Genomic DNA, 23,041 nt, shown 5'->3' on the forward strand with positions numbered 1-23,041 from the left:
TTATTTATGAAATGAGTTCTAAAATGAGTTCTAAATGAACTCTATATAGCTGCTGCAAAGCGACAATTATGACAGTTGCAGCCATTGATTTACTGCAGGTACTTACATTGTAGCGGCTGCATGCAGGGACGTCAGTTCTTGCCTGAGCAAAAGCGCAACCTCGCTTTGCTCAAACTGTTTAGTCAACAGCGGAATGGCAAATACAAGTTCTGTTCCCTCACGTTTCAATACATAAGCCAGTTGCAAACGGGCGAAGGCATGTCGCAGGGTTTCTGGCTGAATTTGATGTGTCCCGGCATTTTCCAATAGCGCGACCAATGCAGATAAACTGGTTTTTCCGTGCAGGGCGGTATGATAGACGACTATGCGGTCCAGCCTGCAGGCAGCTTCATCATGGCTGAGCCGGCCCCAGCCTGCCAGCGCATCCTGAACAGCCTGTGAAGACAGGGCTAGTGCAGTATGACGTGCTTCAATCGCACGCTCGCCCGGTTGCAGGACTTCCAGGCATTCCTGGCAAAGAATGGCCAGCAAGTTGGCGCGCTGGCCGCTGGCTTCCACCAGTTGATCAATCAGGTGGTTGCTGGCAAAGCCAAAGCGCAGGCGGGACAAGGGCACGCTGGCCAGTTCCCTGCATGCTTCCTGTTCCAGTCCGCCTATGCTCAGGACTTCACCAAAATTACGCAGGGGTGACTGATAATCCAGCACTGCCGTTGCATACAGATCCCAAAAACCGGCCAGCATGAACCAGCAGCGTCCTTCATCACTCAATGCGCGCAGGGCAGATAATTGCCGGTAACCATTTTGTGCTTCATCACGAAAGAACTGATCTGCCTCATCAATCAACAGGAATAAGCGTTTGCCGACAAAACTGGTTTCGAGGTGGGCAATGATGTCTTCTATGGAGCTTGTCGCAGCCAGTCCAAACTGCAAGGCCATGCGCGGCGTCAGACGGTGATCACGCAAGGAAATGTAATGGCAGACGATCTGCGGATGTTCCTGCAAACGGCGCTGTACTGCTTTCAACAGGCTACTCTTGCCAAGCTGGCGTCCGCCAACCACCAGATAATTGGCTGGCTCACGACCGATGACGCGTGCCAGCAATTGATCCCGCCCGAAAAATGCGCCTGAACTGGTGATGGCCCCGCGTGTCTGATAAGGTGAAATACGGGTAACGCGCAATTGTGCCGCCAGCAAGCGTAATAAAACAGCCGTCGCTTGTCTGCTGAGCAGACATTCCGTCTGGCTGGCACTGTCCAGCATGACAAACATATTGGCCCTGTCATCACAGTAAGCCTGTAACAGGGGCATGGGATATTCTGGTGAGTGTTTGGCCAGAATCAGCATCACATCTGAGCCGGTTTGTGCCGTTACCAGGCAACGTATCAATGAATCTTCATCCAGGTCTTCGGATGGAATAAAGACCAGGCAACGGTCAAGGGAAATCGGCAGGTTGCTGGCAAATTGCCATTCGAAAACCTCACCAGGAAGTGTCCAATCCTGGCTAGCCTTGCATTGCGCACCCAGTTGTTTGGCCAGACAGGCAGCCCGGCTGTTGGCGTTGTCGTTAACATAGTTGACTGCGCGCTGCCAATCCGACATGGATACAGCCGCTGCCTGCAGGGTAGATTGGCGCCTGCCAGCCAGTCGCAGCAGTCTATCCAGTTTGGGCAAGATGGGGTAGGGCGTGCGTCGCAAACGTTCCGGGCGTAATTGTGTTGGTCCCAGCAAGGGATGGCGTAACAATAAAAAGATACCTGCGATAATAAAGATGAGTGCGCAAAACAGCGGCAGCATCTTTAACATGCCCAGACCTGGTCCACTTGTACTGCCACCATCACAATTGACGGGCAAAAAACCTGATGGAATCGGCGGTGAGCCAGCCTTGCAGCGCCATGTTGAGCTGGATGGGTTTAATTCAAAAATGATCTGAGTGCCCGAGATGGCGCCCAAATCAGCATGATTGGCAATATCTGCCTGCAATACATAAGCTTGTGGTGAACTGACGACGAGATAGGAAGTCATCGTCTGCGGTGCATACTTCCGGATGTCTTTTGGCCAGCCATCTTCAATACTGCGCGCCTCTGCCAGTGCTATTCGCCATTGAATCAGATCATTCCAGATGACCCCCATGTTTTCTGCGGCAAGTATTCTGCCACGTGTCATGGGGTTCAGTTTGGGTGTCAGTATGGCGCTTGCAATGAATAAGGTAAGCAAGGCGATTAAGACAACACGCGATACTTTGCCCGGCAGAATATGCGCCAGCTTTTTCAACATTATTCGATCACCATCAAACCTGCATCACGAATGATGTCGCAACGCCAGTACAGGCGCGCCTGGTCACCCTGGCTACGGACATGAATCAGATTGCCCCAGAACAGGCGACGCAAATCTTCATCTTGCAGATAGGGGCGGGCGCGCCCCAGGTCTTCGGCCAATAAAAGCTCGCGCAAACGGGCCTTGGTATCCGGGCTGTGTGTCAATGGCAAAAAGGTTTGCCACAGGCGGGCACTATGGATTAAATGCATGCGCAGGGCAGGCAGGTCGTCGGGCAGCTTGCCCGTATTCTCTGCCAGCCATTGCATACCCTCCTCAAAAAGAGCAGGGTGGCCGCCACACAAAGAGGCCAGTGCTGCAATGCTGGTTGCAGGCACCGTATGATCTGGCCAGCGCTGTTTGACAATGATGTTGAGATCGTCGGTACTCGCATCTGGCCAATGGCTTACCTGTGCGATATTAAGCAAGGACAAATCGCCACTGCGATATTTGAGGTCGGCCAGTGCCTCACCGCCACAAAGCAACAGATGCAGGCGTCCGCCATGCATTTCACTCAGGCTGCGCAAGATACCGGCCAGTGTCTCACGCAGCGCTGGCGTGCCTTGTTCAAAACGGCTGACCAGGCAAAATACACGTTCACCTGCATTCAGCTTTTGTTCCAGCGCTGCTTCAAATTCATAATCCGAACTGACATCTGCAAAACCGCATTGGCGCGCTATCGCAGCAAAATAGTCATTGCTTTCCGTACTGACGCTGAAAGGTGGTTGTATATGCAGGGTCGCAGCGTCACCATACTGGGCGCGTGCACGGGCCAGCAATTTTTGCCTGAACGGTGGCTGACCCCAGTGTGCCTGTGACAGCAGTAAGGTGATGGGGTAGGGGGCTGCCTGCGCTAGTCGCACAAATAACTGATTCATGAAATCAGCAAACGGTGTTTCACCTTCTTCTTCGCTTTGCAATGGAAATTCGGGAGCCAGACCGGCGGCTGTAAAGAAAAGATTGGTCTCTGCTTCTGTCAGACGGAGGTAGCGTGCACAGGCGTGCAGGCTATCGCGGGATCTTGGGCTGGGGAGTGAAGTGCCATTTCTCCAATTATTGACTGATTCACGGCTTAAACCAATTTCAGTGGCGACGCCAGATGCGCTGGCACGAATACGGCGCATATATTGCGACAGCAAGATCGAAAAAGTATCAAGATGCATAGGCAGTCTGTCCCGGGTAATCGTCAATGGCTCTGACGCAGATCCAATTTGTCCATGACGACACATGTTGACCCGCCTCGATGAGCATGCCGCATTTTAACAGTGCATGCCAGCACCGGCCATGACGACGCTGTCAGGCGACGGCAACATCAACTTGACAGCCTGTCAGGTGGGCGACTATGGATTTCAGTGTGGCAGAAATACCCGCAACCCGGACAGATGCTTAGACATCAGCCCACAGACGCAAGAGATTGTGATAATGCCCGGTCAGGCCGACGATGGTTTCATTGTCGCCATATGCCGCGCGCAATTGCTGGATGTTTTGGTCCAGGTCAAACAGCATGGAACGTTTCCAGTCGTCACGGACCATGCTTTGCGTCCACATGAAAGAACAGACTCTGACGCCGCTAGTCACTGGTTCTACCTTGTGTACGCTGCTGGATGGATAGACAATCAGGTCGCCTGCCGGCAGTTTCACTTCATGGGTGCCGTAAGAATCCACCACGACCAGCTCACCGCCCTCGTAATCATCCGGTTCGCTCAGGAACAGGGTAGACGATACATCCGAGCGCATGCTGTAAGCACCACCAATTGGAGTACGGATGGCACCATCGATATGCAGTCCATAGTGTTCGCCGCCTTCATAGCTGTTAAAAAAAGGTGGGAGGATGCGCAAAGGCAGCACCGCAGAAAAAAACAGCGGATGCGACTTCAGTTTACTGACAATGAGTTGCCCCAGCTCGATTGCCAGAGGCGACCCTTCCGGCAACTGGCGATTACGCTTGACCTGCGCCCCCTGTGGACCGACACTGGCACGTCCATCAATCCACGATGTCTCATGCAGACGCTGGCGAAATTGCGCAACTTCGTCGGGTGTCAATACACCTGGAATATGTAACATCATGATATGTCCTTTGAAACCTTGCTAATGCGTGTTACTTGCAAATTTATATGTTAATGAGAATTATTTGCATTATCTCATGCGTACCAGATGTTGAGAAGAGCGTTGCAGTAGCAGAAAGCAGGTGATCAAGGCATTGTTGATCTGGGACAAAGTTACCGCTCTCCGAATTTAATCGAGGCCGGTATCTTATGATGGTGCAGAGGGCAGCGCATGCAGGAAGTCGCATACCCGCATCGCATAAGAGTCAGGTCACGGTTCCCGTTATATTCAGGACGATAAATCTTAACGTTTGATGGCCAATACCAGGACACCGCCGGCAACCAGGGCAATGCCTGTCCATTCTTGCAGGGATGGTCTTTCCTCCAGAAATATGAAGGCAAAAATGGCCACCAGCACCAGGCTGAGTTTGTCGACGGGAGCTACTTTTGATGCTTCACCAATTTGCAGGGCACGGAAATAGCATACCCATGAAGCGCCCGTCGCCAGGCCGGACAAGCCCAGAAACAGCCAGGTTTTCGGCGACAGCGCAGCCGGGTTACTCATTTTTCCGGTAAACCAGACAAAAGCGGTGAGGACGATGATAATGATGACCGTCCTGATCAATGTCGCAAAATCCGAATCCACATTGCGAATCCCGATCTTTGCAAAAATTGCCGTACATGCGGCAAATACAGCGGACATGAAAGCCCAGTAAAACCAGCTATTGGATGAATTCATTTTAATCTCACAGAAAAATCGATGAATTAATATACACCCTGGGTATGGGCGTGTAGCAAATCAATATGCCTTGCAGTATTTACTGGGCTCCACAACCTGTTATTTCGCTGTGGCAGCATTCGCCTTGTCAAATTCATTCAGCAAATCCCTGATGCTCTGTTTGCAGCTTGCCGGATTAGGGCTGCTTGCACGCAAGGCAGTCAAAGCCTTGTCGATAGATTTATCTATCACGTGCCAGTCTGCCGCCGCTCTGGGTTTCAGCCCGGCTTCTGCTTCGTCCCAGCTTAGTTCCAGGTCTTTGATGCGTGTTTTGGCAGCGGCAAGATCACCTTTTTCAATAAGTGCCGAAGTGTCTTGCGCTATGATTCTGAATTTGCTCAGATCGCCGAGTTTGCTGCTTGCCGCCTGCGCTGGACTGATCATGGAAACCGTGAAGGGGAGAGTACCCGAACCCAGTATCGCAACTGCACTGATTGCCAGCATGATTGGCCTTATTTTTTGCTGTACTTTCTGCTTTTTCATTTGATTTACCTTATTTAGTATATATATGAGTGTGAACACATTTATCAGGGCGCATTTCCCTGGTTGTCGGCCACATTCTTTGCTGACCGGTTTTGATTCTGGCTGACCACCAGCACAAGAATTGCAATAATGCTTAGAAATATAAGGCTGGTCATGATGGTTCCCCAACCTACGCCACCATATTCTGGGGATTGTGATAGCAGGTCACCCAGCGAGGCACCTAAGGGACGAGTCAGAATGTATGCCAGCCAGAAAGCCAGAACAGCATTGACTCCGAGTCGACAGGCCACATAAATGAGTGCAATCAGTGCGCTGAACAGGCCAACTCCAAACCTGAAACCCAGGCTGAGTTCTTCCGTTGCCAGATCACCTGCGGCGGTTCCAAGAGCAAACGTCAGCAGGATGGCTGCCCAATAAAATAATTCCCGGCGGCGCGTCACGATAGTGTGGATAGAGAGCGTACGTTCACGCCAATACCAGGCAGCAAAAACGGATGCAAGTAATGCGCAAAACACGAACGTACTGAGATAAAGGCTGACGCCAAGGCGATCAGTCAACGCATCGGTTATCTGAGTGCCAACGACACTCAATAGCACGACTGTCAGCCAGTACACCCAGGGTATATACTGGTTCAGCCGTATTTGCCATATCAGGGCCATGGATAACAGACTGGCCATGAGCAGTCCGGTAATGCCGGTTCCCAGCCCTGCATGGACAGCCAGATAGTCCGCACCAGTCTCGCCTATGGTCGTCGAGAGTATCTTGATAATCCAGAAATACATGCTGACTTCGGGTACTTTATTCAACATCTGGAATTGTTTTTGCTGCTGCAATGTTTGCATTCTGAGTCTTTCTTTGAAAAATCCCTGTCTTGCTGGAATAGACTAATGTTGCAGCCAGCATATAGTGCGAAGATTAAGAATTCATTAACAATTACAGGATATTTTCACGCCAAAGTAGATCGTCACGGATCGTCGGGTTTTAAGACTGGCTTAACGATAGGTGCGCTAAGCTGTAAATAACACTTGGCGATCTGTCAGTAATTTTCATGTTTTGCATCACCGTGATTTTTAATGCAGAAGTCGCGCAGTAAGCAGCAGGAAGTATTAAAGCAGGCTAAGTCCCAAAGGAAATGTCACGTGAGAATGTTGCTGGTAGAAGACGATCCCATGATCGGAGAAAGTATAGAAGAAGCCTTGCATGGTGAAAATTATGCGGTGGACTGGGTACGCGACGGCCATAACGCAGAATTGGCTTTGGATACGCAAAACTATGATCTGATGTTGCTGGATCTGGGCTTGCCAAAAAAAAGCGGACTTGATGTGCTGCTGCGTTATCGCAAGCAAGGTGGTGCCGTTCCTGTATTGATCATCACTGCACGTGACGCCAAGGCAGACAGAATAGAAGGGCTGGATGCAGGTGCAGATGATTACCTGATCAAGCCATTTGATGTCGACGAACTTATGGCACGCATACGTGCGGTTTTGCGACGACGTCACGGTTATAACCAGTCCAGCATCAGTCATGGTGACGTCACGATGAATCTGGCTACCCATGAAGTTACCCTGAATGGTCTGATCGTACATCTGTCAGCCCGTGAATTTTCTGTCTTGCGTGCTTTGCTGGATTCGGGCAGCAATGTTGTTTCCAAGACGCAGCTGGAAGACAAGATTTATGGCTGGGATGATGAAATAGAAAGTAACGCAATAGATGTCTATATCCATCATTTGCGCAAAAAACTGGGCGCAGATTTCATAAAGAATGTCAGAGGTGTCGGATATAAACTGATGGCTGCCGAATGAAAACAATACGAACCCAGCTCATGCTCGGTTTACTGGTGGGCGCATTGATATGCACGCTGGTGGCTGGCTTTGCCATTTATCACCAGGCCGATCATGAATCAAATGAGCAATCAGACCGGCAACTGAAACAAATCGCCGCAGCCTTGCCTCTGCAATTGGTCGCGAATCAGCTATTGCCTGCAACGGAAGACCTGGACGATAAGATTGCCGTTCAGGTATGGGAGCAGGATGGTCTGAAAGTCTACTTCTCTCAATCTGATATGCACCTGCCACCCCAGAAAACAATGGGGCATCAGAGCGTTTTCTTTGCAGGTGAAACCTTTCGGGTTTATACCGAAACCAAAGGCGGGCGTCTTCTGCAAATTTCGCAACCCCTTTCGGTAAGACATAAATTTGCAGTGAATATGGCATTGCGCATGTTATCCCCCTTGCTATTGTTGCTGCTGGCTTTGGCCACCTTGATTTATCTGGTCGTTGGGAAAGCACTGGCTCCCCTGGATAAAGTTGCGGGTGCCGTCGCCATACGTTCGCCGCAGGCCTTGCAGGCGATAGATCAGACAGGATTGCCGGAGGATTTGTTACCCATCGTCGTTGCCTTGAATCGCCTACTTGCCCGGATACAGACAACGCTGTCAGCGCAGCGTATTTTTGTGGCAGATGCTGCACATGAACTGAGATCTCCGTTAACTGCGTTGAAGTTGCAATTGCAATTGGCTGAACGTTCTTCAACAGATGAGTTACGTGCAATCGCATTTTTAAAACTGCACGACAGGCTGGATCGTTCCAGTCATTTGGTGCATCAACTGTTGACGCTTGCACGTCATGAACCGGATGACGTCATGCATATCCCGGTTATTTGCGATTTGCATTTGCTGACTCAACAGGCCGTCATGGATCACTCTACCTACGCCGACAGCAAATCGATAGACCTGGGTGTTGCCAGTGACTCCATGCCGGTACAGATTTCAGGAAACATTGATGCACTCGGCATCATGCTCAGCAACCTGGTCGACAATGCCCTGCGGTATACCCAGCATGGCGGCAAGGTCGATGTGTTTTCCGGCCTGGATGGTGGCCGTCCTATCCTGCGTGTCGCTGACAATGGACCTGGTATTCCATTGGCAGAACGTGAGCGCGTGTTTGACCGGTTTTATCGCCCCGATGGCAACACCACCTGGGGGTGTGGTCTGGGTATGTCCATTGTGAAAAGTATTGCCGACCTCCATGCGGCAGAAGTGCATCTGGACAGTAACCCTGCCGGCAGCGGACTGATTGTCACTGTCCGCCTTATGTCTGAGGCTTTGCATTTTCCTGTATCCGACGATGAGGCTGGGCAGGGACGTATTGCCTGAAAAATGTAAGGCAAGGGATTAGGGCGTGTTGATGAAAGTGCTGTCTCTACAGCGAAATTGTTGAGGTTTTCAGGATCTATCATGTTAAAAAGAAAAAACCATTGGGTGATCTCCGCTGCCGCCGGCATCATTCTTCTTGCAGTGATTGGCCAGCACTATATCTGGGGGCGTACAACTGAAAAACCGCTTGCACCAAAAGCCTTGCCGCTGGTAACCATCACAACAACACAACGCATTGATCTGCCAATAGAATTTTCTGCGCAGGGACATATGGTCACCTTGAATCAGGTTGATGTGCGACCGCAAATTACAGGCATCATCCGCAGTGTCAATTTTCACGAAGGGGATCAGGTGCAGGCAGGGCAGTTGTTGTTCACGCTGGATGCCAGCGATGCTAGCGCCCAGATCAATCGTTATAACGCACAATCGGCCCAGATCAAGGCACTGCTGGCCGATGCCCAGCGTGATTATGTCCGGTCCAAAGAGTTGGTCAAATCTGGCTTTATCTCTGACAGCACCGTCACCAGCGCACAGAGTAAAGTGGAAGCATTACAGGCGCAATTGAACGCAGCAAGCGCCGAGACAGACAGCGCAAAAATACAGGCAGGCTATACCCGCATAACGGCACCTGTTTCCGGCCTGGCGGGAGCAATCAGTATTCACCCCGGCAGCCTGGCGCAAACATCTTCTGCAATACCACTTGTCACGCTGGTGCAGATGGATCCGATTGCCATGGAATTTAATCTTCCCGAGCAGGCATTACCAGCCGTTCTGGCCGCACGTGAGCAGGGTAAGGTCAGCGCAACACTGGAAACGCAGGACAAAAAATATGTCGAAGGTTATATCACTTTTGTGAACAACAGCGTTAGCCAGGATACCGGCACTATCAGCCTGAAAGCCAGTTTTGCCAATACTTCGCGCCGATTGTGGCCAGGCGGTTTCGCCAGGATCGTAATACATGCAGGCATCAGCAAAGCTGCAGTAGTCTTGCCGCCGCAAGCAGTACTAGAAGGCCCTGCCGGACGTTTTGTGTACTTGCTCGGAGATCAAAATAAAGTCAGATCAAAACCTGTGAACCTATTGCGCATACAGGATGGAAAAGCGGTACTTGAAGGTTTGTCTGGTGATGAACAAGTCGTACTTGAAGGTGGGCAAAATCTGTCTGATGGTGCTGTTGTGATGGTTGACAGGAAAACCCTGTCAACCAGGCCAGGTAATGAAGCCGGAGACAAAGCTGGAGATAAAACTGGTGACAAAGCCGGTGAAAAGGTCGGCAAATCATTATGAATATCTACGAACGTTTTATTGACCGGCCGATTGCGACCATGTTGCTGTGGTTGAGTATTATCGTGGCAGGTGCCGTGTGCTGGTTAAAATTGCCGATTGCAGCTTTACCTAATTACGATACACCCACCATTCAGGTCGGCGCAAAGCTATCTGGTGCGAGTCCGGAAACCATGTCGACCTCCGTTGCGACACCTCTGGAAAAGCAGTTTTCCGCGATTCCTGGCTTGCTGGCAACAACATCAACCAGCATACAGGGAGAAACGCAGATCACGCTGGAATTTGATCCCAGCAGGCCGATTGATGCCGCTGCTGGTGACGTACAGGCTGCCTTGTTTCGGGCGACTCGTTCCTTGCCGGCAGAAATGACCACGCCGCCATCTTATCGCAAAGTGAATCCTGCGGATGCACCCATATTGCTGGTAGGCTTGAGTTCGCCTTCCATGAAGTTGACGGATTTGAACGGTTTTTCAGATAACCTGATTGTGCCTGCGCTGTCCACCCTGAATGGCGTGGCGCAAGTGAATGTTACCGGCCAAAAGCGCTATGCCGTCAGGATAGAAATCCAGCCAGACAAATTGGCTGCCGTAAATCTGACTTTACCAGAAGTAAGCACCGCACTGAAAGCTGCCAATTCAAATGCACCGACCGGTCAGTTTGACGGTAAGCGTCAGATGATGATGCTGAATGTACCTGGTGGCTTGATGAAAGCGGCTGACTTTGCGAATGTCATTGTCGCCAGCAGGCGCGGGCAAACAATCCGGCTGCGGGATGTGGCAGATGTCCAGGATAGTATTGAGAATGTGCAAAATACCAGTGCGATCAATGGTGTCAGTTCCATATTGCTGACGATACAGCGGCAGCCCGGTGCCAATACCGTGGCGACGGTAGATGCCATCAAGAATATGCTCCCCATTTTGCAAACGCAATTGCCTGCATCGGTCAAGGTAACGCTGCTGTCGGATCGCTCCATTTCCATTCGCAATGCGGTGCACGACGTAAATTTGACGATGTTGCTGACCATCGCACTGGTGATCATGGTGATTTTATTGTTCCTGCGTCGCCTGGCTGCTACGCTGATTCCGGCAATCAGCCTGCCGATTTCATTGCTGGGAACATTTGGATTGATGTATGCGCTTGGCCTGAGCCTGGATAATATTTCGCTCATGGGACTCACCATCGCCGTTGGCCTGGTTGTGGATGATGCCATAGTCGTTCTGGAAAATATCATGCGCCATATTGAAGCTGGTATGACACCACAATCGGCGGCACGTCAGGGAGTGCGTGAAGTTGGTTTTACCGTGATTTCCATTTCGGTCTCATTGATCGCAGTATTCATCCCCATTTTTTTCATGCCTGGGGTGACCGGCTTGTTGTTCCATGAATTCGCTGTGGTCGTATCGCTGTCGATCATCGTTTCTGCGGCAGTCGCATTGACGCTGATCCCACTGATGGTGCCAATGCTGCTTAAATCTGGACAACATCATGAACAGGGACCTGGCTGGACCCGGGCCTTTGAGGTCATTTTTGAACGGACGCTCGTTGCCTATGCCCGGGGTCTGGAATGGGCACTGGCACATCGCGTTGTGGTATTGCTAGTCGGTTTGTCTACTGTCGTGTTGACTGGTGTACTGTATATTGCCGCACCCAAGGGGTTTTTCCCGCAAGAGGATATAGGCCAGATTTCAGTGAATGTCGATACGCCACAAGATATGGCGTATGACGCAAGGCTAATAATCAATCAGCAACTTGAAACAGTCTTGTTGCATGACGCATCCATCAGTGATGTTGTAGCAAAAGTCGATCACGATACAACTGCGTTTACCGTTACCTTGAAGGAAAAGGGTAGCAGGCCGCCCATGGCAGAGGTATTGACAGAGTTAAGAAAGAAAACAGCCTTCCTGCCAGGTATCAAGGTTTTTTTCAGCCCTGTACAAAATCTCCGCATTGGTGGACGAGGTTCGAAAAGTAGTTTCCAGTACACCCTGGAATCTGTCAGTCCGGGTGAACTGGATGTCTGGGCTGACAAGTTGATGGCTGCCTTGAAAAAATCCGATGTGTTTGTTGGCCTGGCTTCCGATGCGCAGAAAGATGGATTGCAGGCAAAATTGTTGATTGACCGTGACAAGGCATCGCAATTGGGCGTGGACATGAATGTCATCAAGAACACGCTATACACCGCCTTTGGGACACAACAGGTTTCCACTATCTATGCACCGGAAGACAGTTACCAGGTCATCATGGAAATGGCACTGGAAAGCCGGCGTGACGAAACCAGTCTGAACCAGGTCTATGTACGCAGCAACACCGGTGCACTGATTCCTGTTGCTGCACTGGCGCGTGTAGAGCGGACCAAAGGTGCCATGGCCATTAATCATCAAGGGCAATTGCCTGCCGTAACCCTGACTTTTGATCTTAGCCCGGGCAAGTCATTGTCCGACGCCGCCATCGCGATTGATGCAGCCCGCCAGGAAATAGGTTTGCCCACATTTGTGTTTGGTGCATTTGCCGGACAGGCCGCCTTGTTCCAGCAGGCACAAACCACCCAGCTATGGCTGGTGCTCATTGCGGTGGCCGTCATCTATGTCGTACTGGGCATGTTGTATGAAAGCTGGATACATCCAGTGACAATCTTGCTGGGCATTCCTTCTGCCGCAGTGGGGGCGTTGCTCGCCTTGCGTATCACCGGTCTGGAACTAAGCTTCATTGCCATGATCGGTGTGCTATTGCTGATTGGTGTTGTCAAGAAAAATGCCATCATGATGATAGATTTTGCGCTTGATGCACAAAGAACCCGGGGGCTACCGCCATTGGACGCTATTCGTCAGGCCTGCCTGCTGCGTTTTCGTCCCATTATGATGACGACATTTTGCGCCATCATGGGAGCATTGCCGATTGCACTAGGCCTGGGTGCGGGGGCAGAATTGCGTCAGCCGCTGGGCGTATCCATAGTGGGTGGTCTGCTGTTTTCGCAATTGATTACCTTGTTTATTACGCCGGTCCTGTACGTGTGCTTCGATAGAACGGCTGGCCAGCCGCAAGTGAATAGTCCGGCGGCAGTTATTGCCGATGAATCCGGCCAGATTTTTTAAGACAATATGACTACTCTTTTTTACCGGTTACAACTACGTGCACCAACACTAATCGCGCTTTTCATTGGAATATTGCTGCCTTTTTATATATTCAGCGCACTGGCCAGTGAAGTGGCAGAGCATGAAGTATTTGCCTTCGATCAGCCTCTGCTGATGTTTTTTCATGCACATGCGAATACGCAGTTGGATAGCATCATGTTGTTCTTTACGCATATCGGTTCGGCACCATGGGTCGTACCCTTTGAACTGGTCTTATTTGCCTGGTTTGTATATAAGCGTTTGCGAATGGATGCGCTGTTTGCCTTCCTGTCCTTGACTGGCGCAGCAGCGTTGAACGTGCTGGCAAAGAATTTTTTTGCCAGAAGCCGCCCCGACTTCTGGATTTCATTGCAGCCAGAAACCACATTCAGTTTTCCGAGCGGGCATTCCATGAACGCAATGGCATTGGCAGCATTGCTGATTATTCTTGGCTGGAAAAGCAAGGCACGCTGGCTGATTACAGCAATCAGTGCATGTTTCGTTTTGATGGTGAGCGTATCCAGGCTGTATCTGGGTGTTCATTATCCATCAGATGTCATGGCCGCATGGGCCGCCGCGCTGACCTGGGTGGTAGGTCTGGCGTTGATATTGAAATGGCGACATACGGCAACGGCCACCAGGCCTGGCGAATAATGTCCGGCCTCAGTGTCCCTCATCCACCCTGGGTGCCTGGCCACGGAATACATAAGCAAGCTGGCAAAATTTAAAAGGCAAGAGCGACTGATTTTCGCTATTGCCTTGTAAATTTTTGCCAGGCTGTCTTTATGTTTGTGCGCTGAATTGACAATCACCTATCCACATACTGAAAGCAGCAGGCGATTTCCATCTCGTTTGCGGTTTCGGGTTGATAGAGGTTCATCGCCTCTTTGTCGTCCCTTTATCAGAAAGCGCTCTTGATAACGCCACCGTCAACCCGTAACGCCGCACCTGTGGTCGCCGACGCCAGCGGACTTGCCACGTAGGCCACCAGTGAAGCCACTTCCTGTGGCGTCCCGAAGCGTTTGATCAATGATGTCGGGCGCACCTGATCGAAAAACTCCGCCTCGATCTGCTCGAAGCTCTTGTCGCTCGCGCGTGCCATGCCTTCGACGAAGTCGCCAACGCCGCGTGATTTCGTCGGACCAGGCAGTACGCTGTTGACGGTAATGCCTGTACCGGCCACTGATTCCGCCAGCCCGCGCGAAACAGCGAGTTGCGCGGTCTTGGTCATGCCGTAGTGAATCATCTCGGTGGGGATCTGGACCGCGCTTTCACTTGAGATGAAGATGATGCGTCCCCAATTCGCCCGTTTCATCTCCGGCAGCACCAGCCGCGCAAGGCGGATGCCACTCAGGACATTGACGTCAAAAAAACGCTGCCAATCTTCGTCGGGAATATTTTCGAAGGCCTTGGGTTCAAAAATACCGAGGTTGTTGACCAGAATATTGATACCCACATGTCGTCGAACCAGCTCCTTGGCAGCCTCGGATTGACTAAGGTCTGCAACATAGCCGTGGACCGTACCATGCGTTTCCGCGCGTATAAGCTCCACTGCCTCATCGACCCCGGCCTGAGTCCTGCCGTTGACGATCACACTGGCACCCTCCCTGGCCAGCGTAGATGCGATCGCGAAGCCGATTCCGGCCGTGCTCCCGCTTACCAGTGCCAGTTTGCCATTCAGTTGTAAGTCCATGTCGATGCTCCTTGGTTGGGCGCGGGAAATCCCGCGAGGATGGGGCACACATCTGTGCCCGCTGGTGGCCGTGCGGCGATCTTATTTGGCGTGGATGAATGTTAACACGGCCTCAATGGTTGCGTCGGGCGCCTCTTCCATCAGCCAGTGGCCAGCGTTGGGGATTACTTTTTCGGTGACGTTGGTGGCTGCGTTGCGCATGACGGCAGCTTCATTGGCGCCAAACGATTTTTCGCCACCGATCGCAAGTACCGGCATATTCAGTTTGGTCTTCATGGATTCGGCGTTGTCATCGACATCCTTGCGGATAGACAGGAACTGGTTGAAGGCAGCCTTCATGGCGCCAGGTGCAGCGTAAAGTTTTGTGTAGTGGGCGCGGGTGCTTTCGTCGACCTTGGCAGGGTTGCCAGCGAACTCGTTCCAGAAGCGGTCCAGATAGATACGTTCGCGGCCCTGTACCAGGCGCAATGCATCCTTACCACCGAAATCGAAGTGCCACAAAGCGGGCAGGCGGACGATTTGCTCCCATGGCGGAATGCCCGGCACCGGCGCATCCATTACCACCAGCTTGGTGGTCTGGTCGGGATAGCGCGCAGCGTAAGCATAGGCCACCATAGTACCGATATCGTGGCCGATGATGACGGCCTGCCCGACACCAAGCTTGTCCAGCACGGCACGGAGATCACCGGCCTGGTTCTTTTTTTCATAGCCGGTTTCGGGTCTGGAAGACAAACCCAGTCCGCGGAGATCAGGCACGATAACCTTGTGGTCCTTGGCCAGCGCAATCGCCAGCGGTGTCCACATATCGCCGGTGTCGCCAAAGCCATGCAGCAGCACTACTGCTGGCCCGCTACCGCCCACGCGCACGTGGATGGTGACCTCTGGTGTCTTGATGTTTTCGATTTTGAAAGTGGCCGGATAAGGCAGGGGCGCTGCCCACGCCGGGGCAAACTGAAGGGCGGCGGTTAGTGCAACTACGCTGGCAAGGTTGATACGCATGATGTTGACTCCTGTGGTTGAAAACACAGTATAGCCAAGCAATCATGCTAAATATACACACTATCGGGTAGGTATATTCGATACAATCTCGAACATAATAGTTGCATAATAGAATTAATTACTAGCTAACACGATGAAGAGTCTATTACTTGACTATTGCCACGTAGCGGTGGCCTGCTGCGTGCTGTTTTGCTGTGGTGTTTTTCCGGCGGTCAGCCTGTCGCAGGGCCTGGCAGCACCGGCGATCAATTTGCATCACACCAGTTGGAGCGCGCGCGACGGTGCGCCGGAATCAATCTTGTCGATCACGCAAACCAGCGACGGCTGGCTATGGCTGGGCGGACCGGCCGGATTGTATCGCTTCGATGGCATGCAGTTCGAACAGTTTGCGCCGGTCAATGCGGCTTTGCCGACCCAAAACGTCAGCCTGGTGAATGCGGTGGCCGACGGCGGGCTATGGATAGGCTATCGCAGTGGCGGGGCAAGTTTTTTGCGCCACGGGCTGATACGCAATTATGGTGTGCAGGACGGCCTGCCCAATCGCGCCGTGTGGGGTTTGGAGCAGGATGGCAGTGGCCGCATGTGGGCGGCCACCACGCTTGGCTTGTTCTACATGGAACGCGACCACTGGCAGAAGCCGGCCAGCTCATGGGGCCTGGCTGGCGGCCCATATAAAACACTGATGCGCGACCGGCATGGCGTACTGTGGGCGCAGGGCGATGCGGGCGTGTATTCTCTCAAGCCGGGGGAGACACGGTTTGCCAAGGCTGCTGTCGACAGAGGGACCGGTGTACTTTTCGAGCTCCCCAATGGCAATGTGGTCAGCTGGGATGCGCTGCATGGGCGACTCAATCTGCTGACAGGACCCAGGCAGAATACAGTATATCGGCAGTGGGGATCCATAGGTGATCCCGGTAGTCTGTTGATCGACCGTCACGGAGATCTCTGGGTAGGTCTGCTGGATGGGCTCGAGCTTCATACTGCGCGGAGAATCACGCGTGCGACGCCACGGCAGGGCTTGAGTGGACGTGCCGTCGGTGCGATCTTCGAAGATCAGGAGGGAAATATCTGGACGTCAACGTCAAGCGGAATCGATAGGTTTCGTCATAAACGGCTGACCAAGCTGGAGGTTCCTGAAGCGGCCATAGGCGGCGGGATCATCGCCGACGATAGCGCCGGCGTCTGGATCGGCAGCTATCATGTGGTCGCCAACGAGATCGGCCAGGCGACAGCCACGCCGCTCTTGCCGCAGGCTGGCGACGGATGGGATCGCAGGCTGACCAGTTTTACCCGTACCAGCGATGGGGCGCTATGGGGCGCTTCGTACGGAACCTTACGGCGTTTCCAGGGCGCCGGCAGTCGGTCGATTGCCTTGCCTGCCGCCATCGGCGGGGTGAGGGTGCAGGCGCTGCAGGCGGACAAGGACGACAGTTTGCTGGTGGCGTTGTTGCAGCATGGCCTGTATCGTCGCAGGCCGCAGGGAACATGGGAAAAAGCAGGGAGCGAGGGCGAAGTCAATGTGATGGCCCGCTCGGATACCACCGGACTCTGGCTTGGTTATTATCCCGGCCTGGTGGTCCATGCGCAAGGTGCTGCGTGGCGCAGCTACGGTGCGGCCGAAGGCTTGGCGCTGGGCACTGTGATGGCGTTGCATCTGCACGGTCAGCACGTATGGGCTGGCGGCGAAAAGGGTCTGGCATTGTTTGGGGCAGACCATTTTCGTCAGATCAGCGGCGTCAATGGTGAGACGTTTCGTGGCATTTCCGGCATCGTCGAACTGGAGAACGGTGATCTCTGGCTGAACGCCTTCGCCGGCCTGTTCCGCATTCCGGGTTCGGAAATCGCCCAATTCGAACGACAGCGTGATTATCATGTGCAGTACGAGCGACTGGACCAACTGGATGGACTGGAGGGGAGCGCTCCCTACATCGCGCCTACTCCGTCGCTGGTACTGGCGTCCGATTTGCGTCTGTGGATCGCCCGATCCACCGGCATGTTTCTTATGAATCCTGCCGAGTCGTTGCCGCCTGCACCCAAACGGCCCGTCATCATCAAGGCGCTGGGACCGCCCGGTAACGGCAGACCGCCGCAGTTGCCTATTCGCTTTGCGCCCGGCAGTTCCGTGTTGCAGTTCGATTACACCAGCCCGGCGTTATCGATCCCGGAACGTATGCGTTTCCGATACCGTCTGGAGGAAGTTGATACGGAATGGCAGGATGCAGGTGGGCGCCGCAACGCCTACTATAGCAATCTCGCGCCTGGCAATTACCGCTTCAGCGTCACTTCGACAGACTACAACGGCAAGTGGTCCGACATCATTACCACCGTGGATTTTGTGATCGCGCCTAAAGCGACGCAGACATGGTGGTTCAAGGCGCTATGTGTACTCAGTCTGCTTACGGTCGCCCACATCGCTTACCGATGGCATATCCGGCGTCTGGGCAGGCAGATGGTCGGCCGCCTGCAAGAGCGGGTCAACGAGCGAGAGCGGATTGCCAGAGAGCTGCACGACACTCTGCTGCAATCGGTGCAGGGACTGGTGCTGCATGTACATGCAGCGTTACTGAAATTGCCTGCGAGGGATACGGCGCGGCTACAGATCGAAACCGCATTGCAGCAGGCAGATGAGGTGCTCGACGAGGGGCGGGAGCGAATACGTGAATTGCGCGGCGAAGACGCCGGGAAAGTGAGTTTTGCGGATGCAGTACTGGCTGCGGCTGCGCGCCTGCAGCATGGCGATGCCGGCCCGATTCATTTGACTATTTCCGATTCCGCCCGCCAGCTCAATGTGACGATCTATGAAGACGCTTTGGCGATCGTCACCGAGGCGGTAGCAAATGCCTATACCCATGCCAGGGCGACCAGGATAGAAGTTGAAATCCACTACGGCAAGCGGGAATTCCGCTGCATTCTGCGCGACGACGGCGTCGGTATTCCTGCAGCCGTTCTCAACGATGGGGGGCGTCAGAACCATTGGGGCATGTGCGGGATGTACGAGCGCGCGGCCAGGATCAAGGCCAAATTGGTGGTGCACAGCCGTGAAGGTAGCGGCACCGTGTGGCAACTGGATGTTCCGGCTGCACTGGCATATACCCGATAGAGTGATGCGCGATGGCGTTGCCAGTGATACGCTTGAGCGAAAATACAGGAGCACAGTCATGGAGAATGGCCTGATTAGCGTCATGATCGCTGACGATCATCCCTTGATGCGCAGCGGGATCATCGCGGTGCTATCGTCCAATCCGAAATTCTCGGTGGTGGCTGAAGCGGAGGATGGCGACTCTGCCATTGAACTGTATCAACGATGGCGCCCGGATGTCACCCTGATGGATTTGCAGATGCCCGGATTGAACGGCATCGAGGTCACCCGTGCGATACGTCATATCGACCCGGAGGCCCGTATCATCATTCTGACCACGTTCAGCGGCGATGTACAGGTAGCGCGCGCGTTGAGCGCCGGCGCGATTGGTTATGTCCTGAAAAATCTGGCCCGCAATACCTTGATCGACTACATCATTGCCGCACATGCTGGTCGACGGCTGTTGCCGCCACCAGTCGCGGCCAGCCTGGTGAACAGCTTCCAACTGAATACCTTAAGCAAGCGCGAGATCGAAGTGCTGCGTCTGGTTGGTAACGGCAACTCAAATCAGCGCGTGGCCGATCACCTGGGCTTGAGTGAGGACACCATCAAGGCCCACATGAAAACCATTTTGCAAAAACTTGAGGCACGTGATCGTACCCATGCTGTGACGATTGCCATGCGGCGTGGTTATTGGGAAAGCTGAAGGCCGTTCAACACTCGATGGGGGTGAAATAACTGACTTATGGCGGAGCGACAGGCACGGTATCCCATGTCTACAGAAAACTATTCTGATTTTTTGTCATTCAATGAAAGGAAGGTATCGCAATGAATATCCCATGCAGATTGTTGTTGAGTCTACTCCTTGCAGTCAGCTCGGCACATGTGGCACATGCAGCGCCAGTGGCCATACAGTCGGTCAGCAAGCTCAGTTTCGGCGATGCGAATACGCTGTTTGTTGCCGACTGGAAGGGCGCACGCATTTTTGCGCTACCGGTGCCAGTGCCTGCCAGACCGGCTGGCAAACCGTTCAATCTGATGGATGTGCAGGCACCGATTGCCAAAGCACTCGGGGTGGCGCCTACCGCGCTGCGCTTTGAGGACCTGGCCGTGCAGCCGGACGGCGAACTGGCATATGTAGCGTTGACAGTACGCGGCGGCAAGGGGCCGGGCAAACCGGCCATCGTCAGTATTGATGCGGCGGGCAAAGTCGCTCGGGTGGATCTGACCAGGGCTTCAGCTTCGGCGCCAATTACCGATGCGCCGACGGCCGACGTCGCCTTCTGGCGCAACCTGCCGGAACAGACACTGACCGTGACCGACATGCGCTACTACCAGAACAAGCTGTATGTGGCAGGGTTGTCGAACCGCAGTTTCGCTTCAACCCTGCGGGTGTACGACTATCCATTCAGTGGCAAGGCAAGTGCTACCACGGTCGAGATGTACCATCCGGTGCATAATCAGATCGAAACCCGTGCGCCCATTCGCAGCATGACGGTGATGACCATTGACGGCGAACCGACGTTGGTGGCTGCCTATACCTGCACGCCGCTGGTCACCATTCCACTCAAGGATTTAAAGGACGGTGCGCATATCGTTGCCAGAACGGTCGGGGAACTAGGTTGGGGTAGTGCACCTAACGGTTTGGTGAATTTCAAAGTGGGCGATACAGAATATGCCTTGCTGGTCAATTCCAGCCGTTCAGCCGATTTGCTGAGCGCCGCCGATCTTGCAAGTGCCATCGCTGCGCCTGGCCTGAGCACGCCGATCGACTGGCCGGCCAAACCCTATCTCGGCATCAAGGCGACCATGACGCCCCTGTCGGCGGTGATGCGAATCGATAACCTGAATCCGCAATTGCTGCTTGCGCTACGCCGCTCGGAAGCCGGCGGCGAAATGCAACTGGTGTCGATTCCCAAAGGTGGCTACCTGCGTCTGAGCGACTTCGTCAACGAGTACGATTTTCCTGACTACCGCTACCCGGAAGGAGATAAATTCCGTGGCTTCCACAAATATGCACGCACTATCGAGGGTTATCCTGAACTGGCTCGCTAGCGCGGCACTGTTGGCCGTGGCGCCGGGGCTGGCACTGGCTGGCGCCGGCCTGACGCCTTCCGGGCCAACAGTGGCAGAAAATCTGCTGCGGATCGAACTGCACCTCGATCGGCCACTGGCGGCACCGTTGGATATGGCCCATGTGGCGCTGTACGACAGCACCGGAACGCTTATCCGCGACGCCTTTCTCGACCTGCCGCTGTCCGACCAGAGTGGCAGGAACGTGACACTGTTGCTGCATCCGGGACGCATCAAGAGCGGGGTCGGACCCAATCTCGCACTGGGGCCCGCTTTACGAAACGGCGGGTCCGTGACGCTACGCATCGATGATCCGCAACTCGACCAGCCACTGGAACGGCGCTGGCTGGTGACGGCGGCGCTGCGCGAGCGCATTGATCCGCAGCAATGGTTGGTACAAACAGTCCGGCGTGGAGGCATACAGCCTTTGCGCGTCATCGTCCCCGCTGCGCTGGATGGCGCTGCTGCAACACTGATTGCGGTGCAAGACCCGGATGGGCGGCGTATGTCCGGCACTGCCACGCTCATGGCAGGCGAGCGGGAATGGCGTTTCACGCCGGCGCGGAATTGGCGTCCTGGGACTTACCTGTTGCGCATCCATCCACAGTTGGAAGACCCGCAGGGGAACCGCTTGTGTTCGGCGTTTGAACAGGTGCAGCAGAGTGCCCGGCTGTGCGTGGATGAGGGCCAGGTGAGCTTTGTAATTGATTGACCCTTGCGCTGGCATGGTGATCGGCCTGCGAGATGTCATATGCGATATGCCGGCATGATCCGGTGTTTGTAATGCGCATCAACGCAAATCCTCAGGCATGCCTGTTACGCCTTCGTCCTGTCATAGCCTCACCTGAGTTCTGAAGTTGTGCCGTGAAATCAGGTGGATGGCAAATGATGAATCTCAATTATTTTAACGGATGATGTCAGGATCAAGCACGTCTTCATCCACTCTGGGTGCCTGGCCACGTAATACAGAATTGCCACTGTACAGGTTACGTTGATCTATTTTGGCTGGCTGACACCAGTGGGCTTCCTGCATTTCCTGGTTCAGGCCGTAGACGGACAAGGCATTGGCGTAAACAACTCGATGAATTACATCGGCTGCAATGCCACGACTGGCCATCAGGCGGGCTGATTTGGGTACGGCCAGCGGGTCGGATACGCCCCAGTCACAGGCAGAGTTGACGATGATGCGTTCAGGGCCGTACTGGTTGACGATATCGGCCAGTCTTTCATTACCCATCTTGGTGGACGGGTAAATGGTGAAGGCGCACCAGTAACCACGGTCCAGTACTTCCTGCACGGTTTCTTCGTTGTTATGATCAATGACACAGCGTGCCGGATCAAAACCGCATTCTTCCAGCACATCCATGGTTCGCGTGGTGCCGCGTTTTTTATCCCTGTGTGGGGTGTGTATCATGATGGGCAATTCAAATTCTATCGCCATGGCGATTTGCGCGCGCAGGGCCTTGTCTTCGAGTTCGGTCTGTTCATCATAGCCAATTTCACCCAGTGCCACGACACCTTCCTTGCCCAGATAACGCGGCATGATATCCAGCACAGCTTCGGCCAGGGCAGGGTTGTTGGCCTCCTTGGGGTTAAGACCTATTGCGCAATAATGGCGTATGCCGAATTGTCCGGCGCGAAAACGTTCGAAGCCGGTGATGGTGGAAAAATAATCGATAAAACTGCCGACATTGGTACGTAACTGCCCCAACCAGAAAGCGGGTTCGATGACAGCAACGATGCCGGCCCTGGCCATGGCTTCATAATCGTCGGTGGTGCGGGCGATCATGTGGGCATGCGGATCTATCATCATGCCATTGCCGCCGCTGGCCAGTTGCCGGAAGGCTGCCTGGCCCTGTTGCAGTTGCCCGGCCTGAGCAAGCAGGTTTTGCAGCATTTGTGGTGTGATTGTGCCATTGCAGCAGGGGCAACTTACTGCACGGTCAGAAAACATTTCATCCACGATGGTGCTGTCAGCAACGAAATTATCTGAGTAATTGCCTGGATATTTGCCATTGTTGTTCATTTAC

The 23,041-nt window shown here is 53.5% G+C and carries 18 protein-coding genes; 9 read left to right on the forward strand and 9 right to left on the reverse strand.

What is annotated here, in order from left to right:
* Nucleotides 1–102 precede the first annotated feature (102 nt).
* The 6 genes from ACO0LK_RS09785 to ACO0LK_RS09810 form a co-directional block, all read right to left on the reverse strand.
* Nucleotides 103–2,274, reverse strand: coding sequence for an AAA family ATPase (locus ACO0LK_RS09785; RefSeq protein ID WP_422974501.1), 2,172 nt, complete (start codon nt 2,272–2,274; stop codon nt 103–105).
* Nucleotides 2,274–3,476, reverse strand: coding sequence for a hypothetical protein (locus ACO0LK_RS09790; RefSeq protein WP_422974503.1), 1,203 nt, complete (start codon nt 3,474–3,476; stop codon nt 2,274–2,276). Before ACO0LK_RS09790 ends, ACO0LK_RS09785 begins: the two co-directional genes overlap by 1 nt.
* Before the next feature lie 223 nt (nt 3,477–3,699).
* Nucleotides 3,700–4,380, reverse strand: coding sequence for a Fe2+-dependent dioxygenase (locus ACO0LK_RS09795; RefSeq protein ID WP_422974505.1), 681 nt, complete (start codon nt 4,378–4,380; stop codon nt 3,700–3,702).
* Between the two features lie 282 nt (nt 4,381–4,662).
* A complete protein-coding gene (locus tag ACO0LK_RS09800) occupies nt 4,663–5,097 on the reverse strand; it encodes an EamA family transporter (RefSeq protein ID WP_186946424.1) in 435 nt (144 codons plus the stop codon).
* 99 nt (nt 5,098–5,196) lie between these two features.
* Entirely contained in the window at nt 5,197–5,619 is a 423-nt protein-coding gene (locus ACO0LK_RS09805; protein WP_422974507.1) for a hypothetical protein, read from the reverse strand.
* A gap of 44 nt (nt 5,620–5,663) precedes the next feature.
* Nucleotides 5,664–6,428, reverse strand: coding sequence for a hypothetical protein (locus ACO0LK_RS09810; RefSeq protein WP_422974591.1), 765 nt, complete (start codon nt 6,426–6,428; stop codon nt 5,664–5,666).
* 330 nt (nt 6,429–6,758) lie between these two features.
* Between ACO0LK_RS09810 and ACO0LK_RS09815 the strand changes: the two genes are divergently transcribed.
* The 5 genes from ACO0LK_RS09815 (at nt 6,759) to ACO0LK_RS09835 (ending at nt 13,821) form a co-directional block, all read left to right on the forward strand.
* On the forward strand, nt 6,759–7,421 hold the full coding sequence (locus tag ACO0LK_RS09815) for a response regulator (RefSeq protein WP_186946422.1): 663 nt from the start codon (nt 6,759–6,761) through the stop codon (nt 7,419–7,421).
* Entirely contained in the window at nt 7,418–8,773 is a 1,356-nt protein-coding gene (locus ACO0LK_RS09820; RefSeq protein WP_422974509.1) for an ATP-binding protein, read from the forward strand. Before ACO0LK_RS09815 ends, ACO0LK_RS09820 begins: the two co-directional genes overlap by 4 nt.
* An 81-nt stretch (nt 8,774–8,854) precedes the next feature.
* Nucleotides 8,855–10,060, forward strand: a complete 1,206-nt coding sequence (locus ACO0LK_RS09825; protein WP_422974511.1) for an efflux RND transporter periplasmic adaptor subunit — start codon at nt 8,855–8,857, stop codon at nt 10,058–10,060.
* Entirely contained in the window at nt 10,057–13,149 is a 3,093-nt protein-coding gene (locus tag ACO0LK_RS09830; protein WP_422974513.1) for an efflux RND transporter permease subunit, read from the forward strand. Before ACO0LK_RS09825 ends, ACO0LK_RS09830 begins: the two co-directional genes overlap by 4 nt.
* A 6-nt stretch (nt 13,150–13,155) precedes the next feature.
* On the forward strand, nt 13,156–13,821 hold the full coding sequence (locus tag ACO0LK_RS09835) for a phosphatase PAP2 family protein (RefSeq protein ID WP_422974515.1): 666 nt from the start codon (nt 13,156–13,158) through the stop codon (nt 13,819–13,821).
* 247 nt (nt 13,822–14,068) lie between these two features.
* On the opposite strand, the gene ACO0LK_RS09840 is transcribed toward ACO0LK_RS09835, so the two are convergent.
* A complete protein-coding gene (locus ACO0LK_RS09840; RefSeq protein WP_186946417.1) occupies nt 14,069–14,860 on the reverse strand; it encodes an SDR family NAD(P)-dependent oxidoreductase in 792 nt (263 codons plus the stop codon).
* 81 nt (nt 14,861–14,941) lie between these two features.
* Entirely contained in the window at nt 14,942–15,859 is a 918-nt protein-coding gene (locus ACO0LK_RS09845) for an alpha/beta fold hydrolase (protein ID WP_422974517.1), read from the reverse strand.
* Nucleotides 15,860–15,992: 133 nt separating this feature from the next.
* Between ACO0LK_RS09845 and ACO0LK_RS09850 the strand changes: the two genes are divergently transcribed.
* The 4 genes from ACO0LK_RS09850 (at nt 15,993) to ACO0LK_RS09865 (ending at nt 21,723) form a co-directional block, all read left to right on the forward strand.
* Complete coding sequence (locus tag ACO0LK_RS09850) at nt 15,993–18,959, forward strand: triple tyrosine motif-containing protein (protein ID WP_422974519.1); 2,967 nt, start codon at nt 15,993–15,995, stop codon at nt 18,957–18,959.
* 58 nt (nt 18,960–19,017) lie between these two features.
* Complete coding sequence (locus tag ACO0LK_RS09855) at nt 19,018–19,644, forward strand: response regulator (RefSeq protein ID WP_230412097.1); 627 nt, start codon at nt 19,018–19,020, stop codon at nt 19,642–19,644.
* A gap of 146 nt (nt 19,645–19,790) precedes the next feature.
* Nucleotides 19,791–20,993 (forward strand): hypothetical protein, encoded by a 1,203-nt coding sequence (locus ACO0LK_RS09860; protein ID WP_422974521.1) that lies wholly within the window; start codon nt 19,791–19,793, stop codon nt 20,991–20,993.
* A gap of 223 nt (nt 20,994–21,216) precedes the next feature.
* Nucleotides 21,217–21,723, forward strand: a complete 507-nt coding sequence (locus ACO0LK_RS09865; protein ID WP_422974523.1) for a hypothetical protein — start codon at nt 21,217–21,219, stop codon at nt 21,721–21,723.
* A gap of 192 nt (nt 21,724–21,915) precedes the next feature.
* On the opposite strand, the gene ACO0LK_RS09870 is transcribed toward ACO0LK_RS09865, so the two are convergent.
* Complete coding sequence (locus ACO0LK_RS09870) at nt 21,916–23,037, reverse strand: TatD family hydrolase (RefSeq protein WP_422974525.1); 1,122 nt, start codon at nt 23,035–23,037, stop codon at nt 21,916–21,918.
* Nucleotides 23,038–23,041 lie beyond the last annotated feature (4 nt).

The organism is Undibacterium sp. Ji49W (assembly GCF_049340205.1).
Taxonomy (GTDB): Bacteria; Pseudomonadota; Gammaproteobacteria; order Burkholderiales; family Burkholderiaceae_D; genus Undibacterium.

Coding starts and splice junctions, on each gene's coding strand:
- ACO0LK_RS09800 (WP_186946424.1), bottom strand. CDS start 5,097: ATGAATTCATCCAATAGCTGGTTTTACTGGGCTTTCATGTCCGCTGTA.
- ACO0LK_RS09795 (WP_422974505.1), bottom strand. CDS start 4,380: ATGATGTTACATATTCCAGGTGTATTGACACCCGACGAAGTTGCGCAA.
- ACO0LK_RS09820 (WP_422974509.1), top strand. CDS start 7,418: ATGAAAACAATACGAACCCAGCTCATGCTCGGTTTACTGGTGGGCGCA.
- ACO0LK_RS09810 (WP_422974591.1), bottom strand. CDS start 6,428: ATGTTGAATAAAGTACCCGAAGTCAGCATGTATTTCTGGATTATCAAG.
- ACO0LK_RS09835 (WP_422974515.1), top strand. CDS start 13,156: ATGACTACTCTTTTTTACCGGTTACAACTACGTGCACCAACACTAATC.
- ACO0LK_RS09790 (WP_422974503.1), bottom strand. CDS start 3,476: ATGCATCTTGATACTTTTTCGATCTTGCTGTCGCAATATATGCGCCGT.
- ACO0LK_RS09830 (WP_422974513.1), top strand. CDS start 10,057: ATGAATATCTACGAACGTTTTATTGACCGGCCGATTGCGACCATGTTG.
- ACO0LK_RS09870 (WP_422974525.1), bottom strand. CDS start 23,037: ATGAACAACAATGGCAAATATCCAGGCAATTACTCAGATAATTTCGTT.
- ACO0LK_RS09805 (WP_422974507.1), bottom strand. CDS start 5,619: ATGAAAAAGCAGAAAGTACAGCAAAAAATAAGGCCAATCATGCTGGCA.
- ACO0LK_RS09850 (WP_422974519.1), top strand. CDS start 15,993: ATGAAGAGTCTATTACTTGACTATTGCCACGTAGCGGTGGCCTGCTGC.
- ACO0LK_RS09840 (WP_186946417.1), bottom strand. CDS start 14,860: ATGGACTTACAACTGAATGGCAAACTGGCACTGGTAAGCGGGAGCACG.
- ACO0LK_RS09785 (WP_422974501.1), bottom strand. CDS start 2,274: ATGTTGAAAAAGCTGGCGCATATTCTGCCGGGCAAAGTATCGCGTGTT.
- ACO0LK_RS09855 (WP_230412097.1), top strand. CDS start 19,018: ATGGAGAATGGCCTGATTAGCGTCATGATCGCTGACGATCATCCCTTG.
- ACO0LK_RS09845 (WP_422974517.1), bottom strand. CDS start 15,859: ATGCGTATCAACCTTGCCAGCGTAGTTGCACTAACCGCCGCCCTTCAG.
- ACO0LK_RS09825 (WP_422974511.1), top strand. CDS start 8,855: ATGTTAAAAAGAAAAAACCATTGGGTGATCTCCGCTGCCGCCGGCATC.